The sequence below is a fragment of the Puerhibacterium puerhi genome (genome assembly GCF_009846865.1).
Lineage (GTDB): Bacteria > Actinomycetota > Actinomycetes > Actinomycetales > Cellulomonadaceae > Puerhibacterium > Puerhibacterium puerhi.
Map to the genome: position 1 here is coordinate 1 of NZ_WUWN01000038.1, position 17,160 is coordinate 17,160.

A 17,160-nucleotide genomic window follows, 5' to 3' on the forward strand; every position below is an offset into this window, starting at 1 on the left:
CGCGCGGCACGAGGCGCGGCCGCTGAGGCCCGCCCCGCGCCGGCGGGGCGACGGCGCGGCCCGCGGCCGGGGACGACAGCACGCCGGCGACCCGGAGGTCGCCGGCGTGCGGTCCAGCAGGCGGCGTCAGCGCGGCGGCGTCACGCCGTCAGCGCGGCGGCGTCACGCCGCGACGGGGAACGGCACCCCGGTGGTGGCGTGGCAGCGGTACCCGTTCGGGTTCTTGTCGAGGTACTGCTGGTGGTAGTCCTCGGCGTAGTAGAACGGGCCGGCCTCGGCGGCCGGGCGCAGCTCGGTGGTGATCGGGTCGTAGCCCTGGGCGGCCAGCACCTCGCCGTAGACCTCGGCGGTCTCGCGGACCGCCTTCTCCTGCTCCGGCGTGGTCCAGTACACCGCCGAGCGGTACTGCGTGCCGACGTCGTTGCCCTGGCGGTAGCCCGAGGTCGGGTCGTGCCGCTCCCAGAAGATCCGCAGCAGCTCCTCCTCGGACACCTTCGCCGGGTCGTACGCCACGAGGGCGGTCTCGGCGTGCCCGGTGCGGGCGGTGCAGACCTCCTCGTACGTGGGGTTCGGCGTCGTGCCGCCCATGTACCCGACGGCGGTGGAGACCACGCCGGGGACCTGCCAGTAGATCTCCTCGGCGCCCCAGAAGCAGCCCATCGCCAGGTAGAGCACGCGGGTGCCCTCCGGCCACGGCCCGGTGATGGACGTGCCGAGCACCGTGTGCGGCCGGGCGGCCGGCAGCACGGGGGACTGGCGGCCCGGCAGCGCGTCCTCGGGCGCCACCATCGTCGTCCTGGCGGAGCCGCCGAACAGCTGGTCGAAGATGCTCATCGTTACCTCCTGAGGTGCTTATCCGCCGGCTCCTCGCGGGCGAGGGCCGACACCGTGACCAACACCCGCGCGGGCCCGGGTGTTCCGCGTGTGGGCGGGCGCGCATACGGTCGGCGCATGGAGATCGAGGAGCGGGTCTTCCCCGACGTCGCGGCGTGGCGCGCGTGGCTGGACGAGCACGAGGACGACACCCCCGACGGCGTCTGGCTCGTGCTCGCGCGGAAGGGCAAGGACGCCCCGACGACGCTCACGTACGACACGGCGCTCGAGGAGGCGCTGTGCAGCGGCTGGATCGACGGCCAGGGCCGCTCGCGCGACGACGTCTCGACGCTGCAGCGGTTCACGCCGCGCCGCGCGCGCAGCCGTTGGTCGACCCGCAACGTCGGGATCGTCGGGCGCCTGACCACCGAGGGGCGCATGCGCCCGCGCGGGCTGGCGGAGGTCGAGCGCGCCAAGGCCGACGGGCGGTGGGACGCCGCCTACGACGGCAGCCGCACCATCGAGGTGCCGCCCGACCTGGCCGCCGCGGTCGCCGCGAGCCCGCGGGCGCAGGCGATGTTCGACGTGCTGACGGCGCAGAACCGGTACGCGTTCCTGTTCCGCCTGTCGGCCGTGAAGCGGGCCGAGACCCGCGAGCGGAACATCGCCCGCTTCGTGACCATGCTCGAGAACGGTGAGACGTTCTACCCCCAGAGGCGCCGTCCGGCGCACGAGGTGGCCGACGGTTCGTAGGCTTGCGGGGTGAGCACGCACCATGACTGGTCCGACGCCGGCTTCTCGACCCGCGCGATCCACGCCGGGCAGGACCCGGACCCCACCACGGGCGCCGTCGTCGTCCCCGTGCACCTGACCTCCACGTACAAGCAGGACGGCGTGGGCGGGCTGCGCGGCGGCTACGAGTACACCCGCTCCGGCAACCCGACGCGCACGGCGCTCGAGACGGCCCTCGCCGCTGCCGAGACGCCGCGCGGCGCCACGCCGGCGCGCGGGTTCGCGTTCGCCTCCGGCCTGGCGGCCGAGGACACGCTGCTGCGCGCCGTCCTGCGCCCCGGCGACCACGTCGTCCTGCCCGACGACGCCTACGGCGGCTCCTACCGCCTCATCGCGCGCACCTTCGGCGCCTGGGGCGTGGAGCACACCGCCGTCGACCTCACCGACCTCGACGCCGTGGCCGCCGCGGTGCGGCCCACGACGCGCGTGGTGTGGGTCGAGACCCCCACCAACCCGCTGCTGGGCATCAGCGACATCGCGGCGCTGGCCGGGGTGGCCCGCGACGCCGGCGCGCTGCTCGTCGTGGACAACACCTTCGCCAGCCCCTACCTGCAGCAGCCGATCGCGCTGGGCGCGGACGTCGTCGTGCACTCGACCACCAAGTACGTGGGCGGTCACAGCGACGTCGTGGGCGGCGCACTGGTGGTGGCCGACGGCGCGACGCTGCCGGGCGGGCGCGAGGCGCCGAACGGCGGCCGCCTCGTGGCCGACGCCGTCGCGTTCGGGCAGAACGCCTCGGGCGCCGTGGCCGGCCCGTTCGACTCCTGGCTGACGCTGCGCGGCCTGAAGACCCTCGCGGTGCGCATGGAGCGCCACCAGGCCAACGCGCTGGCCGTGGCCCGGTTCCTGGAGCAGCACCCGCGCGTGGAGCAGGTGATCTACCCGGGGCTGGAGTCCCACCCCGGGCACGCGCTGGCCAAGAAGCAGATGCGCGGGGCCGGCGGCATGGTCTCGTTCCGCGTCGGCAGCGAGGACAAGGCCCTCGAGGTCGTCTCCCGCACGCAGGTGTTCACGCTGGCCGAGTCGCTCGGCGGCGTCGAGTCGCTCATCGAGCACCCGGGCCGGATGACGCACGCGTCGGTCGCCGGCTCGGCGCTCGAGGTGCCGGCCGACCTGGTGCGCCTGTCCGTGGGCATCGAGGACGCCGAGGACCTGGTCGCCGACCTCGACGCCGCGCTCGGCTGACGCCCGCGGGCCCCTCGCCCGGCGCGCCGCCGTGCGGGGCGAGGGGCCGTGACCTGCCCAGGTGCAGGCGGGGTGAAGATCACGGGACATGTGCGCACGAACCCGGGCGGACCGTGTCCGCCGTCCCTAGGGTGGCAGCATGACCGAGACCCGACCCGAGGCGCGCACCGCCTCGGTGCCGCCGAGCATCCGCGCCGCCGCCGACTGGTCGTGGCGGGTGCTGCTCATCGCCGCCCTCGTGGCGGGCCTGCTGTGGCTGCTGGCCGTCCTCAAGACGATCGTCGTGCCGGTGGCGGTCGCGCTGCTGCTCACGGTGCTGCTGCGCCCGCTGCGGGTGGGCCTGGAGCGGCGGCTGCGCTTCCCGCGCGGGCTGGCCACCGGGGTGTCGGTCGTCGGGCTGATCGTGGTGGTCACGGCGCTGGTGGCCCTGGCCGGCAGCCAGATCGTCGCCGGGTTCGCCGACCTGCGCGACCAGGCCGTCGAGGGCTTCAACGAGATCACCACCTGGCTGCAGAACGGCCCGCTGAGCCTGGACAGCGACCAGCTCGACGGATACGTCGAGCAGCTGCAGCAGACGGTCATGGGCGGCGGCGCGTCGTCGTCGCTGATCACCGGCGCGCTCGGCGCCGCCACGACCGTGGGGCACGTGCTCGTCGGCGCCCTCATCGCGCTGTTCTGCACGGTCTTCTTCCTGCTCGACGGGCGCACGATCTGGACCTGGCTCGTCAACCTGCTGCCGATCGGCGCGCGCGAGAAGGTCCACCAGGCGGGCCGCCGCGGCATCGTCACGCTCTCGGCCTACGTGCGCACCCAGATCCTGGTGGCGCTCGTCGACGCCGTCGGCATCGGCGTCGGGTCCGCGTTCTTCGTCCCCGCCCTCGCCCTGCCCATCGGCATCCTCGTGTTCGTCGGCTCGTTCATCCCGATCGTCGGCGCGATCTTCACCGGCGCCGTCGCCGTGGTCGTGGTGCTCGTCGCCCAGGGGTGGGGCGCGGCGCTGATCATGCTCGGCATCGTGCTGCTGGTCCAGCAGGCCGAGAGCCACGTCCTCCAGCCGTTCCTCATGGGGCACGCGGTCTCCCTGCACCCGGTGGCCGTGGTGCTCGTCGTCGCGGCGGGCAGCCTCGCGGCCGGCATCGTCGGCGCGCTCTTCGCGGTGCCGCTCGCCGCGGTGCTCAACACCGTGCTGCTGTACCTCCACGGGAGCGACAAGTTCCCCGAGCTCGGCACCGACGACCACGTCCCGCTCCTGCGGCGCCGGCCGTCGCGGCCGAGCCTGTCGCTCGGCGCCCGCCCGGGCGCGCTGCGCCGCTCCGGCCGCGCGGTCACGGCCGCGGTCGCCCCGGACGGCGCCGTCGTGCCGGCGGACGCGGCGGACGGCCCGGCGCCCGGCGCGAGCGACGACGCGGCGGACGGGTCGGGCGCAGGCGCTACGGTGACGTCGGAGATCGAGGAGGCGCGCGACCCCGAGCGGCGCGCCTGACACCGCACGGCCGGACGGGCTCGGCCGAGCCCGCGCCCTCGCGCGCGCCCGGGACCGCCAGGAAGAGAGAAGCACGCGAGCATGAGCACCACGGACGCCGCGCCGACCACCGGCACCACGGGCGGGGCCGACGGCCCGGCCGGGGCCGTCACCCTGGCGGACGTCCGGGAGGCCGCCGCGCTGCTCGCCGACGTCGCCACCCGCACCCCGGTGCAGCCCCTGCGGGCGCTGTCGGAGCAGGTCGGCGACCCGGTCGTGCTCAAACTGGAGAACCTCCAGCGCGCGGGCTCGTTCAAGATCCGCGGCGCCTACACCCGCATGTCCCGCCTCACGCCGCAGCAGAAGGCGCTGGGCGTGGTCGCGGCGTCGGCCGGCAACCACGCCCAGGGCGTGGCGCTGGCCGCCCAGCTGCTCGGCATCGACGCCACGGTGTTCATGCCGGTGGACGCCCCGCTGCCCAAGCTCGCGGCCACGCGCGGGTACGGCGCCGACGTGCGGCTGGTGGGCAGCAGCGTCGACGAGGCCCTCGTCGCCGCGCGGACCGAGGCCGCGCGCTCGGGCCGCGTGCTCATCCACCCGTTCGACCACGTCGACGTCGTCGCCGGCCAGGGCACGCTCGGCCTCGAGATCCTCGAGCAGGTGCCCGACGCCGGCACCGTCGTGGTGCCGCTCGGCGGCGGCGGGCTGGTGGCGGGCATCGCCGCCGCGCTTGCCGAGGCGGCCCCGCACGTGCGCGTCGTGGGCGTGCAGGCCCGGAACGTGGCAGCGTACCCGCGGTCGCTGGCGGCGGGGCGGCCCGTCGCCGCCGACGCGCGCCCGACCATGGCGGACGGCATCGCCGTCGGGACCCCGGGCGAGGTGCCGTACGCGATCCTGGAGCGGCTGGGGGTCGAGGTGCGCACCGTCAGCGAGGACGAGCTCTCCCGCGCGCTGCTGCTGGTGGCCGAGCGCGCCAAGCTCGTCGTCGAGCCGTCCGGCGCCGCCGCCGTGGCCGCGGTCATGGCGGCCCCGCAGGACTTCGCGGGGCGCGGCGCGGTGGTGCCCGTGCTCACCGGCGGGAACATCGACCCGCTGCTGCTCATGCGCGTCATCCAGCACGGCATGGTGGCGGCCGGCCGGTACCTGCAGCTGCGCGTGCGCGTCGACGACCGCCCCGGCGCCCTGGCGGCGCTGGTCGAGGCGGTCGCGGCCGCCGGCGGCAACGTGGTGCACGTGGAGCACACCCGCACCGACGTGTCGCTCGCCGTCTCCGAGGTGCTCGTGACGCTGCAGGTCGAGGCCAAGGGGTTCGAGCACCGCGACGAGATCGTCTCCCGGCTGCGCGGGGCGGGCTTCGGCGTCGAGTGACGCGCGGACCGGGCCGGCGGGCCGGGGTCGGTCAGCGGAACCGGCGCCGGTAGTCGCCCGGCGCCATGCCGCAGATCTGCCGGAACTGGTCGTAGAAGCTGCTCAGGGAGCTGAAGCCGGCCGCGTGCGCGATCTCGGCGGTCGTGCAGCTGGTGGTGATCAGGCGCCGCTGCGCCTCCGCGACGCGGCAGCGGGCCAGGTAGGTGCCCACGGTGGTGCCCACCACGTGCTTGAACAGCGTCATCGCGTACGACGGGCTCAGGTGCACGGCGCGGGCGACGTCGGACGGTGAGACGGGCCGGCGGTAGTGCTCGGCCACGTACTGCGCCATCGCCGCGGCCTTGGCCGCCGCGCCCGCCAGCTCCTCGGGCGCGCTCGCCCGCCGCCCCTCACGCCCCTCGCGCCCCTCGCGCCCCTCGCGCGCCTCGGCGCCGAGGGTGCGCCGCACGAACGCCTGCACCTCCAGCATGACGACGTCGGTGTCGCGCCCGGCGAGCACGTCCGCGTGCCACGCGGCGAAGAGGGCGGCGACGTCGCGCACGAGGCCGGCGGCGTCGACCACCACGGGCCGGGCGCGCAGCAGGTGCGCGACCTGCCCGGTGGGCAGCGCCCAGCTCAGCACCTGGGTGAGCGGCACGTGGATCCACGACACGTCAGTGGCCGTCGCGGCCGGGTCCACCAGCTGGTGCGGCGTCCCGCCCCAGAACAGCGCGACCTCGCCGGCGCCCACGTGCAGCCGCGACCCGCCGAACAGGTACTCGAGCCGCCCGGAGTGCACGAGGTTCAGCTCGAGGTCGTCGTGCCGGTGCGGGCGCGCCATGACCGGCGGCGCCCCGCGGCGGGCCCACAGCGCCGGCTGCTCCAGGTGGACGTCGTCGTCCGTGAAGACCATGGCCGGGAGCATAGGCCGCTCGCCCCGGGCGGTCGCGCGGGGCGCACGACGGCGCCGGGAGCGAAGGATCCCGGAAGGTCGCGCGACCCAGCCGGAGGTCCGACCGGCATCCTCGTCCGTAGCGTCGCGGCATGGCTCATTCCCCGAAGATCACCATCATCGGCGCTGGCGGCTTCGTGTTCCCCTTCCGGCTGGTGGGGGACCTGCTCAGCTTCCCGGCGCTGCGCGACGCGACCCTGTGCCTCATGGACCTCGACGGCGACCGGCTCGCGCGCGTGGCCACCGCGACGCGCGACCTCGTCGCCCACCACGGGCTGCCCACGACCGTCGAGGAGACCACGGACCGGCGCGCCGCCCTGCGCGACGCCGACTTCGTCATCATCACGTTCCAGGTGGGCGGCGTCGCCTCCTACCGGCACGACGTCGAGATCCCGCGCCGCTACGGCGTCGACCAGCCGGTGGGCGACACGGTGGGGCCCGGCGGCGTCTTCCGCTTCCTGCGCTCCGTGACCGCCTACCAGGACATCGCGCGCGACGCCCTCGAGCTGTGCCCGGACGCGCAGTTCATCAACTACGCCAACCCCATGGCGATGGCCACCGCCTACCTCAACGCCCTCGGCCTGCGCACCGTCGGGCTGTGCCACAGCGTCCAGGGCACCACGCGGATGCTCGCGCGCACCCTCGGCGTGCCGTACGACGAGGTCTCCTACCGGTGCGCGGGCATCAACCACCAGGCGTGGATCCTGGAGTTCCGCCGCGGCGCGGAGGACCTGTACCCGCGCCTGCGCGCGGTGATGGGCGAGCGCCACCAGCGCGGCCGCGCCGCCGCCGACCTGCTGTCCGACGACGGCGACCACTCCGAGGCCGCGGCGGCGGCCAGCACGTACGAGGGCGGCAACGAGCAGGTGCGCACCACGCTGATGCAGCACTTCGGCTACTTCGAGACCGAGTCCAGCCACCACGCCTCGGAGTACGTGCCGTACTTCCGCAAGGACCCGCAGACGGTGCTGGAGTACGTGCCCGAGCGGTGGGACTACTACGAGATCTGCGCGGCGCACGACGAGCAGGGCGACGTCGACGACCAGCTGGCGCGCCTCAAGGCCGAGCTCGCCCCGTCCGTCGAGTACGGGGCCCAGATCGTCAACGCGATGGTCACGGGCGTGCCCACCGTCGTGTACGGCAACGTGCCCAACCACGGCCGCGTCATCACCAACCTGCCGGCGGACGCCTGCGTCGAGGTCGCCTGCCTCGTCGACGCGAACGGGGTGCAGCCCACCAGCTTCGGCGACCTGCCGCCGCAGCTGGCGGCGCTCAACCGGACGAACGTCAACGTGCAGACCCTGGCGGTGCGGGCGGCGCTCACCGGCGACGCCGAGCACGTGCACCACGCGGTCGCGATGGACCCGCTGACGGCGGCGCACTGCACGCTCGAGCAGATCCGCGCGATGACCGACGAGCTGTTCGCCGCGCACGCCGCTCTCCTGCCGGAGGCGCTGCGGCCGGCCGTCGCGCAGCCGGTCGCCTGACCGGCCGGGCGTCCCGGGGCCGCCCCGGGACGCCCGCCCCCTGTCCCGGCACACCCCGGCCCCACCGCGGGCCCGATCCTCGACGGCGAGGAGCCGACATGGACCCCCAGACCCCCACGCGCCGCCGGCTGTCGCGCCGCGCCTTCATCGCGGTGGCCGGCATCAGCGTCGCCGGCGCCCTCGCGGCCTGCTCCGGCGCCCCGACGACCACCAAGCACCTGCGCCTGTCCTCCTGGAACATCCCGCTCGACCTGGAGTCCTACCAGGCGATCGCCGACGAGTTCGTCGCAGCCCACCCCGGCACGAGCGTCGCGGTGGAGGTGACCACCGGGCAGTTCCACCAGTGGTTCATCAGCCGGCTGGCGGCAGACCTGGCGCCCGACATCATCCGCATCACGCCCCAGCAGATCGGCCGGTACGCGGCCAACGGCAGCCTGCTCGACATCTCCGGCCAGGTGCCGGCGGACTTCCAGCGGGACTACTCCGAGGCCTTCTGGGCGATCGGCGCGCGGGAGGACGGCCTGTACGGCGTCTTCCAGCACACCGACAACTTCATCACCTACTACGACAAGAAGGTCGTGGAGCAGATCGGCGTGGACGTGCCGCAGTCGCTGGACGAGGCCTGGCGCTGGGACGAGTTCCTCGAGATCGCCCGCGAGGCCCGCAGGATCACCGGCGGCTACGGCTTCGGCTACGGCTGGGGCGGGCCCGAGACCGCCTACCGCTGGCTGCCGATCGTCTACCAGGCCGGCGGCAGCTTCCTGGGCGACGACGGCGCCACGCCCAGCATGGACTCGGAGGCGGCGGTGCGGGCGCTGGAGTTCGGCCGCAGCTGGTACCGCGACGGGCTCGTCTCCCACGCGAACATGAGCAAGTCCGGCGGCGGCGCCGTCGCGCGCGACCTCTTCCTGACCGGGCAGATCGGCCTGCTGCTCGACAACCCCGAGTCGATCGCCCCGCTCGACGAGGGACGCCCGGACGAGTGGGGGACCACCTACATGATCCGCGACGTCGGCGAGGCCTCCGACCTCGGGGGCAACGCGCTGGCGGTCACGAAGTCCACCAAGCACCCCGAGCTCGCCGCCGAGCTGGTCGCCCACATCACGAGCCGCGAGAAGGTCGTCGAGTTCTGCCGCCGCGGCAACTGGCTGCCCGCCCGCTCGTCCCTCGACGCGGGCGACATCGGCTACGAGCGGCACGCCGGGACGATGCAGCAGTTCATCGACCAGGCCACCACCATCCCGCTGTCGATGGTCCGGGCCGAGTCGGGCGAGTACTTCAGCTCGCTCAACGCGGTCTTCGCCGACTACCTCGACCTGTGCTTCCTCGGCGAGCTCACGCCCGCCGAGTGCGGCACCCAGATGACGGAGGCGATGCGCAGTGTCACGGAACGCTGAGCCGCTGCTGCAGGAGAGCCCGCCGCGGCCCGGTGGCCGGGCCCCGCACCGGGGCGCGCGGGGGCCCGCGGGCGGGGCGGGGCACGCGCCGTCGGCGTCGGGCCGGCGCTCGCGCTGGGTGCCGTACGCGTTCGTCGGCCCCGCCGGCCTGCTGTTCCTGGGCTTCTCGCTCGTGCCGATCGTCATCGCCGTCGCGCTGTCGTTCCAGGACACGGCCACCCTCGGCGAGGGGGAGTGGGTCGGCGCGGCGAACTACGCGACGATGACGAGCGACCCGCTGCTGCGCACGGCGCTGCTCAACACCCTGGTGTTCACGGTCGGCACGGTCCCGACGGCGATGGTCGTGGGCCTGGCGCTCGCGATCGCGCTCAACCGGCCGCTGCCCGGCCGCGCCGCGCTGCGCGCGCTGTTCTTCGTGCCCATGGTCGCGGCCGGCGTGGTCGTCGGCGTGATCATGTCGTGGATCTTCAACCCCGACTACGGGGTGGCGAACAACGCGCTCGAGGCGCTCGGCCTCGACGGGCTGCCGTGGCTCACCTCGCCGCGCACGGCCATGCTCACCCTGGTGCTCGTGGTGGTGTGGACCCGCATCGGGTTCTGCATGGTGATCTACCTCGGCGCCCTGCAGTCGATCCCGTCGGAGCTGCGCGAGGCGGCGGCGATCGACGGTGCGGGCCGGTGGCAGCGGCTGCGCCGGCTGACCGTCCCGATGCTGGCGCCCACGACGTCGATCCTGCTGATCCTCAACGTGGTGTTCTCGCTGCAGGCCTTCGACGTCATCTACGTGATGACCGGCGGCGGCCCGGGCTTCTCCACGACCGTGCTCATCCAGTACGTGTTCCGCTCGGCCTTCGCCGACGCGCGGATGGGCTACGCCGCGGCCCTCGGCCTGCTGCTCACGGCCGTGCTGCTGGTGTTCACGCTGCTGCGGCAGCACGCGACCAAGAGAGCGGAGGACCTCCTGTGACCGCCCTGACGACGTCGGGCGTCCGCGACGCGGCCGCCCCCGGCCGCGCGGCGGGCCGCCCCGGGCGCCCGTCCCGCTCGCCGCGGGAGCGCGCCGGCCGCCGGCGCCGCTGGCTGCTCACCGCGGCGCTGACGGCGGCCGCGATGGTGGTGGTGTTCCCGCTGTACTGGATGGTCGTCTCGGCGCTGACGCCGGGCGGCCAGTCCCAGAGCAGCGAGTTCTACCTGTGGCCGGACGCCCCGACCACCGCGAACTTCGGCGAGGTGTTCGCCCAGCAGCCGGTGTGGCGCTGGCTCGGCAACTCGTTCTTCATCGCCGGCGTCGGCACCGCGCTGTCGGTCTGCGTCTCCCTCGGCGCGGGCTACGCGCTGGCCAAGTTCCGGTTCCGGGGACGCGGCCTGCTGTACGCCGCGTTCCTCGTCACGATCATGATCCCCATCCAGGTCACGCTCGTGCCGTCGTTCCTCATCACCGCGCGGCTCGGCCTGGTGGACTCGCCGTGGGCGGTGATCCTGCCGACCCTCTTCGACGTCGTGGGGATCTTCATCGCCCGGCAGTTCATGCTCGGCGTCCCGGACGCGCTCATCGAGGCAGCGCGGCTCGACGGGGCGGGCGAGGTGCGCACGTTCCTGCGGGTGGTGCTGCCCACCTGCGGGCCGCTCGTCGGCGTGCTCGTGATCCTCGGCTTCATGAACCGCTGGAACGACTTCCTGTGGCCGCTCGTGGTGCTGCAGGGCAACGAGAACCTCACCGTGCCGGTGGGGCTGTCGACGCTGACCAACAGCCCGGCGTTCACCTCGCCGTGGGGCGCGGTCATGGCGGTGGCGACCGTGGCCGTGGTGCCGCTGCTGGTGGTGTTCCTCGTCTTCCAGCGCACGTTCGTCCAGGGCATCGCGAGCACCGGGATCAAGTGACCGTGCGTCGCGCGGCCCGCCGCCGCGCGGTGGGACGCGAAACGCCGGAGGGCGGCCCCGCGGGGCCGCCCTCCGGCGCTGTCGACGTCGTCGTCGGCGACGTCATCCGGAGAAGGGCTTGGCAGCCTTGATCTCGACCGTGAACTCCTTGCCGTTCGGCGCGGTGTACGTGACGGTGTCGCCCACGGCGTGGCCGTCGATCGCGGCGCCCAGCGGCGAGGTCGGGGAGTAGACGTCCAGGTCCGTGGTCCCGGCGATCTCGCGCGACCCGAGGAGGAACGTCATCTCCTCCCCGGCGAGCAGCGCGGTGACCACCATGCCCGGCTCGACCTTGCCGTCGTCGGGGGGCGTGCCGATCCGGACGCTGCGGAGCTTCTCGGTGAGCTCGCGGATGCGGGCCTCGTTCTTGGCCTGCTCCTCCCGGGCCGCGTGGTAGCCGCCGTTCTCCTTGAGGTCGCCCTCGTCGCGGGCGGCGGCAATGCGCTCGGCGATCTCGGTGCGGGCAGGCCCGGAGAGGTGCTCCAGCTCAGCCTTCAGCCGGTCGTGAGCCTCCTGGGTGAGCCAGGTGACGTTTGCCTCGGTCACGAGGGCTCTCCTTTCGTGGTGCTCGTCAGCCTGCCCAGGGCCGCACGTGTACGCCCGGCGGGCGTCCGGCACGCGCGCCGGCTGGTGTCAGGACTGCTGTGTGAATCCCTCAGCGTAGCCGGGATCCGCGCGACGGGGGGAATCGTGCGGCCCGCGGCGGGTCGGGCCGGCGGGTGAACCGCCGGCCCCGGTCAGCCCGGCTCGCACCCCTCGACGACCCCGGTGGTCGCCAGCTGGGAGGTCCGCACGGTCACCGCGTACCGGGTCGTCTGCCGGTCGCTCGGGCCCACCGGCACCTGGAGGGCGCCGACCTGCGCGTACGACTCGGACAGCGCCTCCACGGTGCACACCGCCGTCGTCCCCGGCGGCATGGAGACCTGCAGCTCCACCTCCACGCTCTCGGCGTCGAGCACCCGGTAGCTCACGACGTCGACGGTGACCGGGTTGGCGCGGTGCTGCGACCAGGCCAGGAACCCCGCGGCGGCGACGCACGCCGCGATCGCCGCCCAGACCGCCACGAGCGCCCTGCGGGACAGGCGCGTGCGGCCCCGTCCGCCGTCCTCCGGCTCCAGCTCCTCGTCCCCGGGCGCAGGGGCCGACGGCGCCGGGTGGCGCGGCCGGCGCCCGTACCGGTCCGCGGGCGGGACGGAGGAGGTGGGGTCGCTCATGGTGAATGATTGTGGTCCATGGGCGCGCCCGCCGTCGCCCTGCCCCTGCCGCGGCCCGCTCCGGCCGGCCGGCGGTTCTGTTCGTCCCAGGAGGTCCTGACTTGACCAGCGCTGGAGCCGGCACGCCCGAGCGGCTGCGCCTGATGGCCGTGCACGCCCACCCCGACGACGAGTCGAGCAAGGGGGCCGCGACCACCGCCCGGTACGCGGCCGAGGGCGTCGACGTGCTGATCGTCACGTGCACGGGCGGTGAGCGCGGGGACGTGCTCAACCCGTCGTACGTGGTGCCCGCGGGGCACGAGTTCGACACGATCGAGGGCAAGCGCGCGGTGCGCCGGCTGGAGATGGCCGCCTCGGCGGCGGCGCTCGGCGTGCGCCAGGAGTGGCTGGGGTTCGTCGACTCCGGCCTGCCCGAGGGGGACCCGCTGCCGCCGCTGCCCGAGGGCTGCTTCGCGCTGACGCCGCTCGAGGAGGCCGCGGCGCCGCTCGTGGAGGCCGTGCGCCGGTTCCGCCCGCACGTCATCACCACCTACGACCCGTCGGGCGGCTACCCGCACCCGGACCACATCTACACGCACACCGTGACCATGGAGGCGTGGGAGGCGGCGGGCGACCCGGAGCGCTACGTCGTCGAGGGCGGAGCGCCCGCGTGGGAGCCGCTCAAGCTCTACTACAACCACGGCTTCTCGATGGAGCGGATCCGGGCCGTGCACGAGGCGATCACCGAGCGTGGCCTGGAGTCGCCGTTCGGGTCGTGGATCGAGACGCGCGAGGCGCGCGAGATCCCCGAGCGCGAGGTGACCACGCGCATCCACGTGGCCGACTGGTTCCCGCAGCGCGACGCCGCGCTGCGGGCGCACGCGTCGCAGATCGACCCCGAGGGCTTCTTCTTCGCGGTGCCGCGCGAGATCGAGCTCGAGGTGTGGCCCACCGAGGAGTACGAGCTGGCCGCCTCGCGCGTGGAGACCACGCTGCCCGAGGACGACCTGTTCGCCGGCATCCGCGGGACGGAGGCGGCCCGGTGAGCGCGCTGCACGCCGCCGCGTGGGCGGCCACGGAGCTCTCGCTGCGCGTCGGCGCCGCCGCGCCGTCGCCGAGCCCCAGCCCGGCCGACCGGCTCGAGGACTACGAGGTCACCCCGGGCATCGAGGGGTTCGTCGCCACGTTCGCGCTCGTCGTCGTGGCCATCCTGCTGTTCCTGTCCCTGACGCGGCACCTGCGCCGCACCACGCACAACGCCCAGGTGCAGGGCCTGCCGGTGGCCGAGCCGAAGCGCGTGCAGGGCGGCGGCCGCGGGGCCGGGGGCGACGGCGGGACCGCGGGCGACGGGGGAGCCGCGGGCGACGGCGAGGGCCCGGGCGCCCCCGCCGACGGCCCCTCCGGGCCCGGCGGGCCGGCCGGCGGGACCGCGCGGTGACGACCTCCCCGGTCCGCGTCACGGTGGCACAGGTGGCCGTCTCCGACGACCACGCCGCCAACCGCGAGGTCGTCGCCGACGTCGCCGCCACGGCCGCGCGCGCCGGGGCCGACCTGCTGGTGCTGCCCGAGTACGCCTCCGGCTACGACCGCCGGGGCGTGGGCGTCGAGCACGCCGAGCCGCTCGACGGGCCGTTCGTGACGCACCTGCGCCGGCTCGCCCGCGACCACGGCCTCGCCGTCGTCGCGGGCACCACGCTGCCCGGCACGACGCCGGTGGCCGGCGTCGACGGCGAGCCGGGCGGCCGCCTGCGGGCGGTCAACGCCGTCGTCGCCGTGGCGGCGTCGGGGGAGCTCGCCGGCGTGTACCGCAAGGTGCACCTGTACGACGCGTTCGGCGGGCGCGAGTCCGACACGCTCGAGCCCGGCCCGGCCGACGCGCCGCCGCTGACGCTCGCCGTCGGCGACCTCACCTTCGGCGTGCTCACCTGCTACGACCTGCGCTTCCCCGAGGCGGCGCGGCGCGTGGTCGACGCCGGGGCGCAGGTGCTGCTGGTGCCCGCCGCGTGGGTGGCCGGGCCCCTCAAGGCCGACCACTGGCGCACGCTGCTGCGCGCCCGGGCGATCGAGAACACCGCCGTGGTGGTCGGTGTCGGGATGGCCGGCAAGGGCGTCACGGGGCGGTCGCTGCTCGTGGGGCCCGACGGCGTCGTGGGCCTCGAGCTCGGCGAGGAGCCGGACGTGCGCACGGTCGACCTCGACCCGGGGCCGCTGGCCGCCGAGCGGGTGCGCAACCCGTCGCTGGCGAACCGCCGCTACCGCGTCGTGCCCGCCTGACGCGCGCCCGGCCCGCCCGCCCGGCGTGCCCGTCGGACGCGACCGCCCGGCGTCAGAGGGCCGCGAGGAAGATCGCCACCGTGTGGCAGGTGAAGCCCACCACGGTCAGGGCGTGGAAGACCTCGTGGAAGCCGAACCAGCGCGGCGACGGGTCGGGGAACCTGGTGCCGTAGACGACGGCGCCGAGGGTGTAGGCCAGGCCGCCGCCCGCCACGAGCCAGACGACCGCGGGCCCGCCGGTGGCCCAGAACTGGCCCATGTAGGCCACCGCCACCCAGCCGAGCGCCACGTACACCGGCACGTACACCCAGCGGGGCGCGCCCATCCACAGCACGCGGGCCAGCAGCCCCACGACGGCGCCGACCCAGACGATGGTCAGCAGGATCGTCGCGGTGCGCGGGTCGAGCAGCAGCACGGCCAGGGGCGTGTACGTGCCGGCGATGATGAGGAAGATGTTCGAGTGGTCCATGCGCCGCAGCGCGGCGGCGGCGCGCGGCGACCACGTGCCGCGGTGGTAGACGGCGCTCGTGGCGAACAGCAGGAGGGCGGTCAGCGCGAAGACACCGGCCGCGACCTTGCCCGCCACCGGCGGGGCGAGCACCACGAGCACGATGCCGGCCGCCAGGGCCAGGGGTGCGGTCACCGCGTGGATCCACCCGCGCAGGCGCGGCTTGAGCTCGGCGACGGCGGTGCTGACGGTCTGCACGACGGCGGAGCGGGCCTCCTGCGCCGCCTCGCGCGCGCCGGAGGCGGCGGAGCGGGCGACGTCGACGGGGTCGGGCAGGTCGGGGTGGTGGTGTGCGGCTGCTGCCACGGGGTCTCCTGGGGCGTCGGGGTGCAGCTTGCGTAACCTACGCAAGCGTAGGTTACGCAACCGTAGCCTACGGCGCCGCCGGGGCGGTCGCACGCCGAGGGGCGACCTGTGAAGATCGTGCGACGTCGCGCGCCGCGGCCCGCCGAGCAGGGGGTGACGCCCGCGGCGGGCGGTAGCGTGTCCCTCGTGCGCCTGCCCCATCCGCTCTACGGCCTCTACGAGCGGCGTCTGGCCGCCTCGCTGCTGCCGGACCGGATGCCCCGCCACGTGGGCGTCATCCTCGACGGCAACCGCCGCTGGGCGAAGTCGTTCGGCGAGCCCGCCGCCACCGGCCACCGCCGCGGCGCCGACAAGATCACCGAGTTCCTCGGCTGGGCCGAGGAGGTCGGCATCGACGTCGTGACGCTGTGGATGCTCTCCACCGACAACCTCGCGCGGTCCGCCGAGGAGCTCGGCGACCTCATGGAGATCCTCGAGGACGCCGTGCGCGGCCTGGCGGAGACCGGGCGCTGGCGGCTGCGCGTCGTCGGCCGGCCCGAGCTGCTGCCCGCCCCGCTCGCCACCGCGCTGCGCGAGGCCGAGCAGGCGACGACCGCCGTCGAGGGGCTCGAGGTGAACGTGGCGATCGGCTACGGCGGGCGGCACGAGATCGCCGACGCCGTGCGCTCCTACCTGCGCGAGCAGGCCGGGCACGGCGCCACGCTCGCCGAGCTCGCCGAGCGCATCGACGTCGAGGACATCGCCGAGCACCTGTACACCAAGGGGCAGCCCGACCCCGAGCTCGTCATCCGCACGTCGGGCGAGCAGCGGATCGGCGGCTTCCTCATGTGGCAGTCGGCGCACTCGGAGCTGTACTTCTGCGAGGCCTACTGGCCCGACTTCCGGCGCGTCGACTTCCTACGCGCCCTGCGCGACTACTCCCGCCGCGAGCGGCGCCTCGGGCGGTAGGCCGCCGGGGACGGGCCGAGGACGGACAGGAGGACCGCATGGACGACGCCCACCGCGTCAGCGCCGCCGAGCGCACCGCCGCGGCCACGTGGGAGGCGCTGTTCCGCACCCAGGTGGTGGTGCTGCGCCGCCTGCAGGACGACCCCATCTGGGACCAGGTCTCGCTGCGCGAGTACGACGTGCTGTTCGTGCTCGTCGAGGGCGGCGGGGCCCTGCGCCTGCGCGAGCTCACGGAGGGCATCCTGCTGGCCCAGTCGTCGGTGTCCCGGCTGGTCGAGCGGATGGAGAAGCGCGGGCTGGTCACCCGGTCCACGCCGGCCGACGACGCCCGCGGCACGCTCGTGACGATCACCGACCTCGGCCGCCGGCTGCAGCGCGAGACCGGGGCCGAGCACGTGCGCGCCATCGGCCGGTACGTCGGCGAGGCCCTCGACGAGGAGCAGCAGGCCCAGCTGCGCGGGCTGCTCGAGGCGCTGCGCGCCGCGCAGGCGGGCATCCCGGCGATGGACCGGGCGCCCCGGCGGCGCCGCGCCTGACCTCGCCGCTGACCTCGCCGCCGCGCGCGGCTGGTTATCC

General features: G+C 74.9%; 18 protein-coding genes. 13 read left to right on the forward strand and 5 right to left on the reverse strand.

The features are described 5' to 3' along the window. Nucleotides 1-162: 162 nt before the first annotated feature. Nucleotides 163-834 carry a peptide-methionine (S)-S-oxide reductase MsrA gene (gene msrA / locus GSF02_RS15040; RefSeq protein ID WP_159797929.1) on the reverse strand — a complete coding sequence of 224 codons (672 nt, stop codon included), beginning with the start codon at nucleotides 832-834 and terminating at the stop codon, nucleotides 163-165. Between the two features lie 117 nt (nucleotides 835-951). On the opposite strand from msrA, the gene GSF02_RS15045 reads away from it, so the two are divergent. From GSF02_RS15045 to ilvA, 4 genes are all read left to right on the forward strand, one after another. After that, nucleotides 952-1,566, forward strand: coding sequence for a YdeI/OmpD-associated family protein (locus GSF02_RS15045; protein WP_159797931.1), 615 nt, complete (start codon nucleotides 952-954; stop codon nucleotides 1,564-1,566). Between the two features lie 9 nt (nucleotides 1,567-1,575). Beyond that, nucleotides 1,576-2,790, forward strand: coding sequence for a cystathionine gamma-synthase (locus GSF02_RS15050; RefSeq protein WP_159797971.1), 1,215 nt, complete (start codon nucleotides 1,576-1,578; stop codon nucleotides 2,788-2,790). A 139-nt stretch (nucleotides 2,791-2,929) separates the two neighbouring features. After that, nucleotides 2,930-4,273, forward strand: coding sequence for an AI-2E family transporter (locus tag GSF02_RS15055; protein WP_201308952.1), 1,344 nt, complete (start codon nucleotides 2,930-2,932; stop codon nucleotides 4,271-4,273). Between the two features lie 81 nt (nucleotides 4,274-4,354). After that, entirely contained in the window at nucleotides 4,355-5,620 is a 1,266-nt protein-coding gene (ilvA, locus tag GSF02_RS15060) for a threonine ammonia-lyase (protein WP_159797973.1), read from the forward strand. A 31-nt stretch (nucleotides 5,621-5,651) separates the two neighbouring features. On the opposite strand, the gene GSF02_RS15065 is transcribed toward ilvA, so the two are convergent. Continuing rightward, nucleotides 5,652-6,512, reverse strand: a complete 861-nt coding sequence (locus GSF02_RS15065; protein WP_159797975.1) for a helix-turn-helix domain-containing protein — start codon at nucleotides 6,510-6,512, stop codon at nucleotides 5,652-5,654. A gap of 131 nt (nucleotides 6,513-6,643) precedes the next feature. Here GSF02_RS15065 and melA point away from each other — a divergent pair, with 131 nt between their 5' ends. The 4 genes from melA (at nucleotide 6,644) to GSF02_RS15085 (ending at nucleotide 11,316) form a co-directional block, all read left to right on the forward strand. Then, the gene (gene melA / locus GSF02_RS15070) at nucleotides 6,644-8,038 is read left to right on the forward strand and encodes an alpha-glucosidase/alpha-galactosidase (protein ID WP_159797977.1); all 1,395 of its coding nucleotides are present in this window, start codon (nucleotides 6,644-6,646) and stop codon (nucleotides 8,036-8,038) included. Between the two features lie 98 nt (nucleotides 8,039-8,136). Then, nucleotides 8,137-9,435 (forward strand): ABC transporter substrate-binding protein, encoded by a 1,299-nt coding sequence (locus GSF02_RS15075; RefSeq protein WP_159797979.1) that lies wholly within the window; start codon nucleotides 8,137-8,139, stop codon nucleotides 9,433-9,435. Continuing rightward, nucleotides 9,419-10,402 carry a carbohydrate ABC transporter permease gene (locus GSF02_RS15080; protein WP_235915610.1) on the forward strand — a complete coding sequence of 328 codons (984 nt, stop codon included), beginning with the start codon at nucleotides 9,419-9,421 and terminating at the stop codon, nucleotides 10,400-10,402. The genes GSF02_RS15075 and GSF02_RS15080 overlap by 17 nt, the downstream gene beginning before the upstream one ends. Next, entirely contained in the window at nucleotides 10,399-11,316 is a 918-nt protein-coding gene (locus GSF02_RS15085; RefSeq protein WP_235915611.1) for a carbohydrate ABC transporter permease, read from the forward strand. Before GSF02_RS15080 ends, GSF02_RS15085 begins: the two co-directional genes overlap by 4 nt. Nucleotides 11,317-11,418: 102 nt before the next feature. Here the strand turns inward: GSF02_RS15085 and greA are convergent, their stop codons facing one another. Both greA and GSF02_RS15095 read right to left on the reverse strand, forming a co-directional pair. Continuing rightward, on the reverse strand, nucleotides 11,419-11,901 hold the full coding sequence (gene greA / locus GSF02_RS15090) for a transcription elongation factor GreA (RefSeq protein WP_159797981.1): 483 nt from the start codon (nucleotides 11,899-11,901) through the stop codon (nucleotides 11,419-11,421). 191 nt (nucleotides 11,902-12,092) lie between these two features. Continuing rightward, a complete protein-coding gene (locus GSF02_RS15095) occupies nucleotides 12,093-12,569 on the reverse strand; it encodes a DUF4307 domain-containing protein (protein WP_159797983.1) in 477 nt (158 codons plus the stop codon). 143 nt (nucleotides 12,570-12,712) lie between these two features. Between GSF02_RS15095 and mca the strand changes: the two genes are divergently transcribed. The 3 genes from mca to GSF02_RS15110 are packed head-to-tail and all read left to right on the forward strand — an operon-like array spanning nucleotide 12,713 to nucleotide 14,822. Beyond that, nucleotides 12,713-13,594 carry a mycothiol conjugate amidase Mca gene (gene mca, locus GSF02_RS15100; protein ID WP_159798013.1) on the forward strand — a complete coding sequence of 294 codons (882 nt, stop codon included), beginning with the start codon at nucleotides 12,713-12,715 and terminating at the stop codon, nucleotides 13,592-13,594. Then, nucleotides 13,591-13,986, forward strand: a complete 396-nt coding sequence (locus tag GSF02_RS15105) for a hypothetical protein (RefSeq protein ID WP_159797985.1) — start codon at nucleotides 13,591-13,593, stop codon at nucleotides 13,984-13,986. Before mca ends, GSF02_RS15105 begins: the two co-directional genes overlap by 4 nt. Further along, nucleotides 13,983-14,822 carry a carbon-nitrogen hydrolase family protein gene (locus GSF02_RS15110; RefSeq protein ID WP_159797987.1) on the forward strand — a complete coding sequence of 280 codons (840 nt, stop codon included), beginning with the start codon at nucleotides 13,983-13,985 and terminating at the stop codon, nucleotides 14,820-14,822. The genes GSF02_RS15105 and GSF02_RS15110 overlap by 4 nt, the downstream gene beginning before the upstream one ends. A gap of 52 nt (nucleotides 14,823-14,874) precedes the next feature. On the opposite strand, the gene trhA is transcribed toward GSF02_RS15110, so the two are convergent. Beyond that, a complete protein-coding gene (gene trhA, locus GSF02_RS15115) occupies nucleotides 14,875-15,636 on the reverse strand; it encodes a PAQR family membrane homeostasis protein TrhA (protein ID WP_408003905.1) in 762 nt (253 codons plus the stop codon). A 186-nt stretch (nucleotides 15,637-15,822) separates the two neighbouring features. Between trhA and GSF02_RS15120 the strand changes: the two genes are divergently transcribed. After that, nucleotides 15,823-16,584, forward strand: a complete 762-nt coding sequence (locus tag GSF02_RS15120; protein ID WP_159797989.1) for an isoprenyl transferase — start codon at nucleotides 15,823-15,825, stop codon at nucleotides 16,582-16,584. A gap of 38 nt (nucleotides 16,585-16,622) precedes the next feature. Next, nucleotides 16,623-17,120, forward strand: coding sequence for a MarR family winged helix-turn-helix transcriptional regulator (locus GSF02_RS15125; RefSeq protein ID WP_159797991.1), 498 nt, complete (start codon nucleotides 16,623-16,625; stop codon nucleotides 17,118-17,120). Nucleotides 17,121-17,160 lie beyond the last annotated feature (40 nt).

Bases quoted from the DNA above. Each gene is read 5' to 3' on its own strand.
- msrA (WP_159797929.1), bottom strand. From the start codon at position 834: ATGAGCATCTTCGACCAGCTGTTCGGCGGCTCCGCCAGGACGACGATG.
- GSF02_RS15045 (WP_159797931.1), top strand. From the start codon at position 952: ATGGAGATCGAGGAGCGGGTCTTCCCCGACGTCGCGGCGTGGCGCGCG.
- GSF02_RS15055 (WP_201308952.1), top strand. From the start codon at position 2,930: ATGACCGAGACCCGACCCGAGGCGCGCACCGCCTCGGTGCCGCCGAGC.
- ilvA (WP_159797973.1), top strand. From the start codon at position 4,355: ATGAGCACCACGGACGCCGCGCCGACCACCGGCACCACGGGCGGGGCC.
- GSF02_RS15065 (WP_159797975.1), bottom strand. From the start codon at position 6,512: ATGGTCTTCACGGACGACGACGTCCACCTGGAGCAGCCGGCGCTGTGG.
- melA (WP_159797977.1), top strand. From the start codon at position 6,644: ATGGCTCATTCCCCGAAGATCACCATCATCGGCGCTGGCGGCTTCGTG.
- GSF02_RS15075 (WP_159797979.1), top strand. From the start codon at position 8,137: ATGGACCCCCAGACCCCCACGCGCCGCCGGCTGTCGCGCCGCGCCTTC.
- GSF02_RS15095 (WP_159797983.1), bottom strand. From the start codon at position 12,569: ATGAGCGACCCCACCTCCTCCGTCCCGCCCGCGGACCGGTACGGGCGC.
- mca (WP_159798013.1), top strand. From the start codon at position 12,713: ATGGCCGTGCACGCCCACCCCGACGACGAGTCGAGCAAGGGGGCCGCG.
- GSF02_RS15125 (WP_159797991.1), top strand. From the start codon at position 16,623: ATGGACGACGCCCACCGCGTCAGCGCCGCCGAGCGCACCGCCGCGGCC.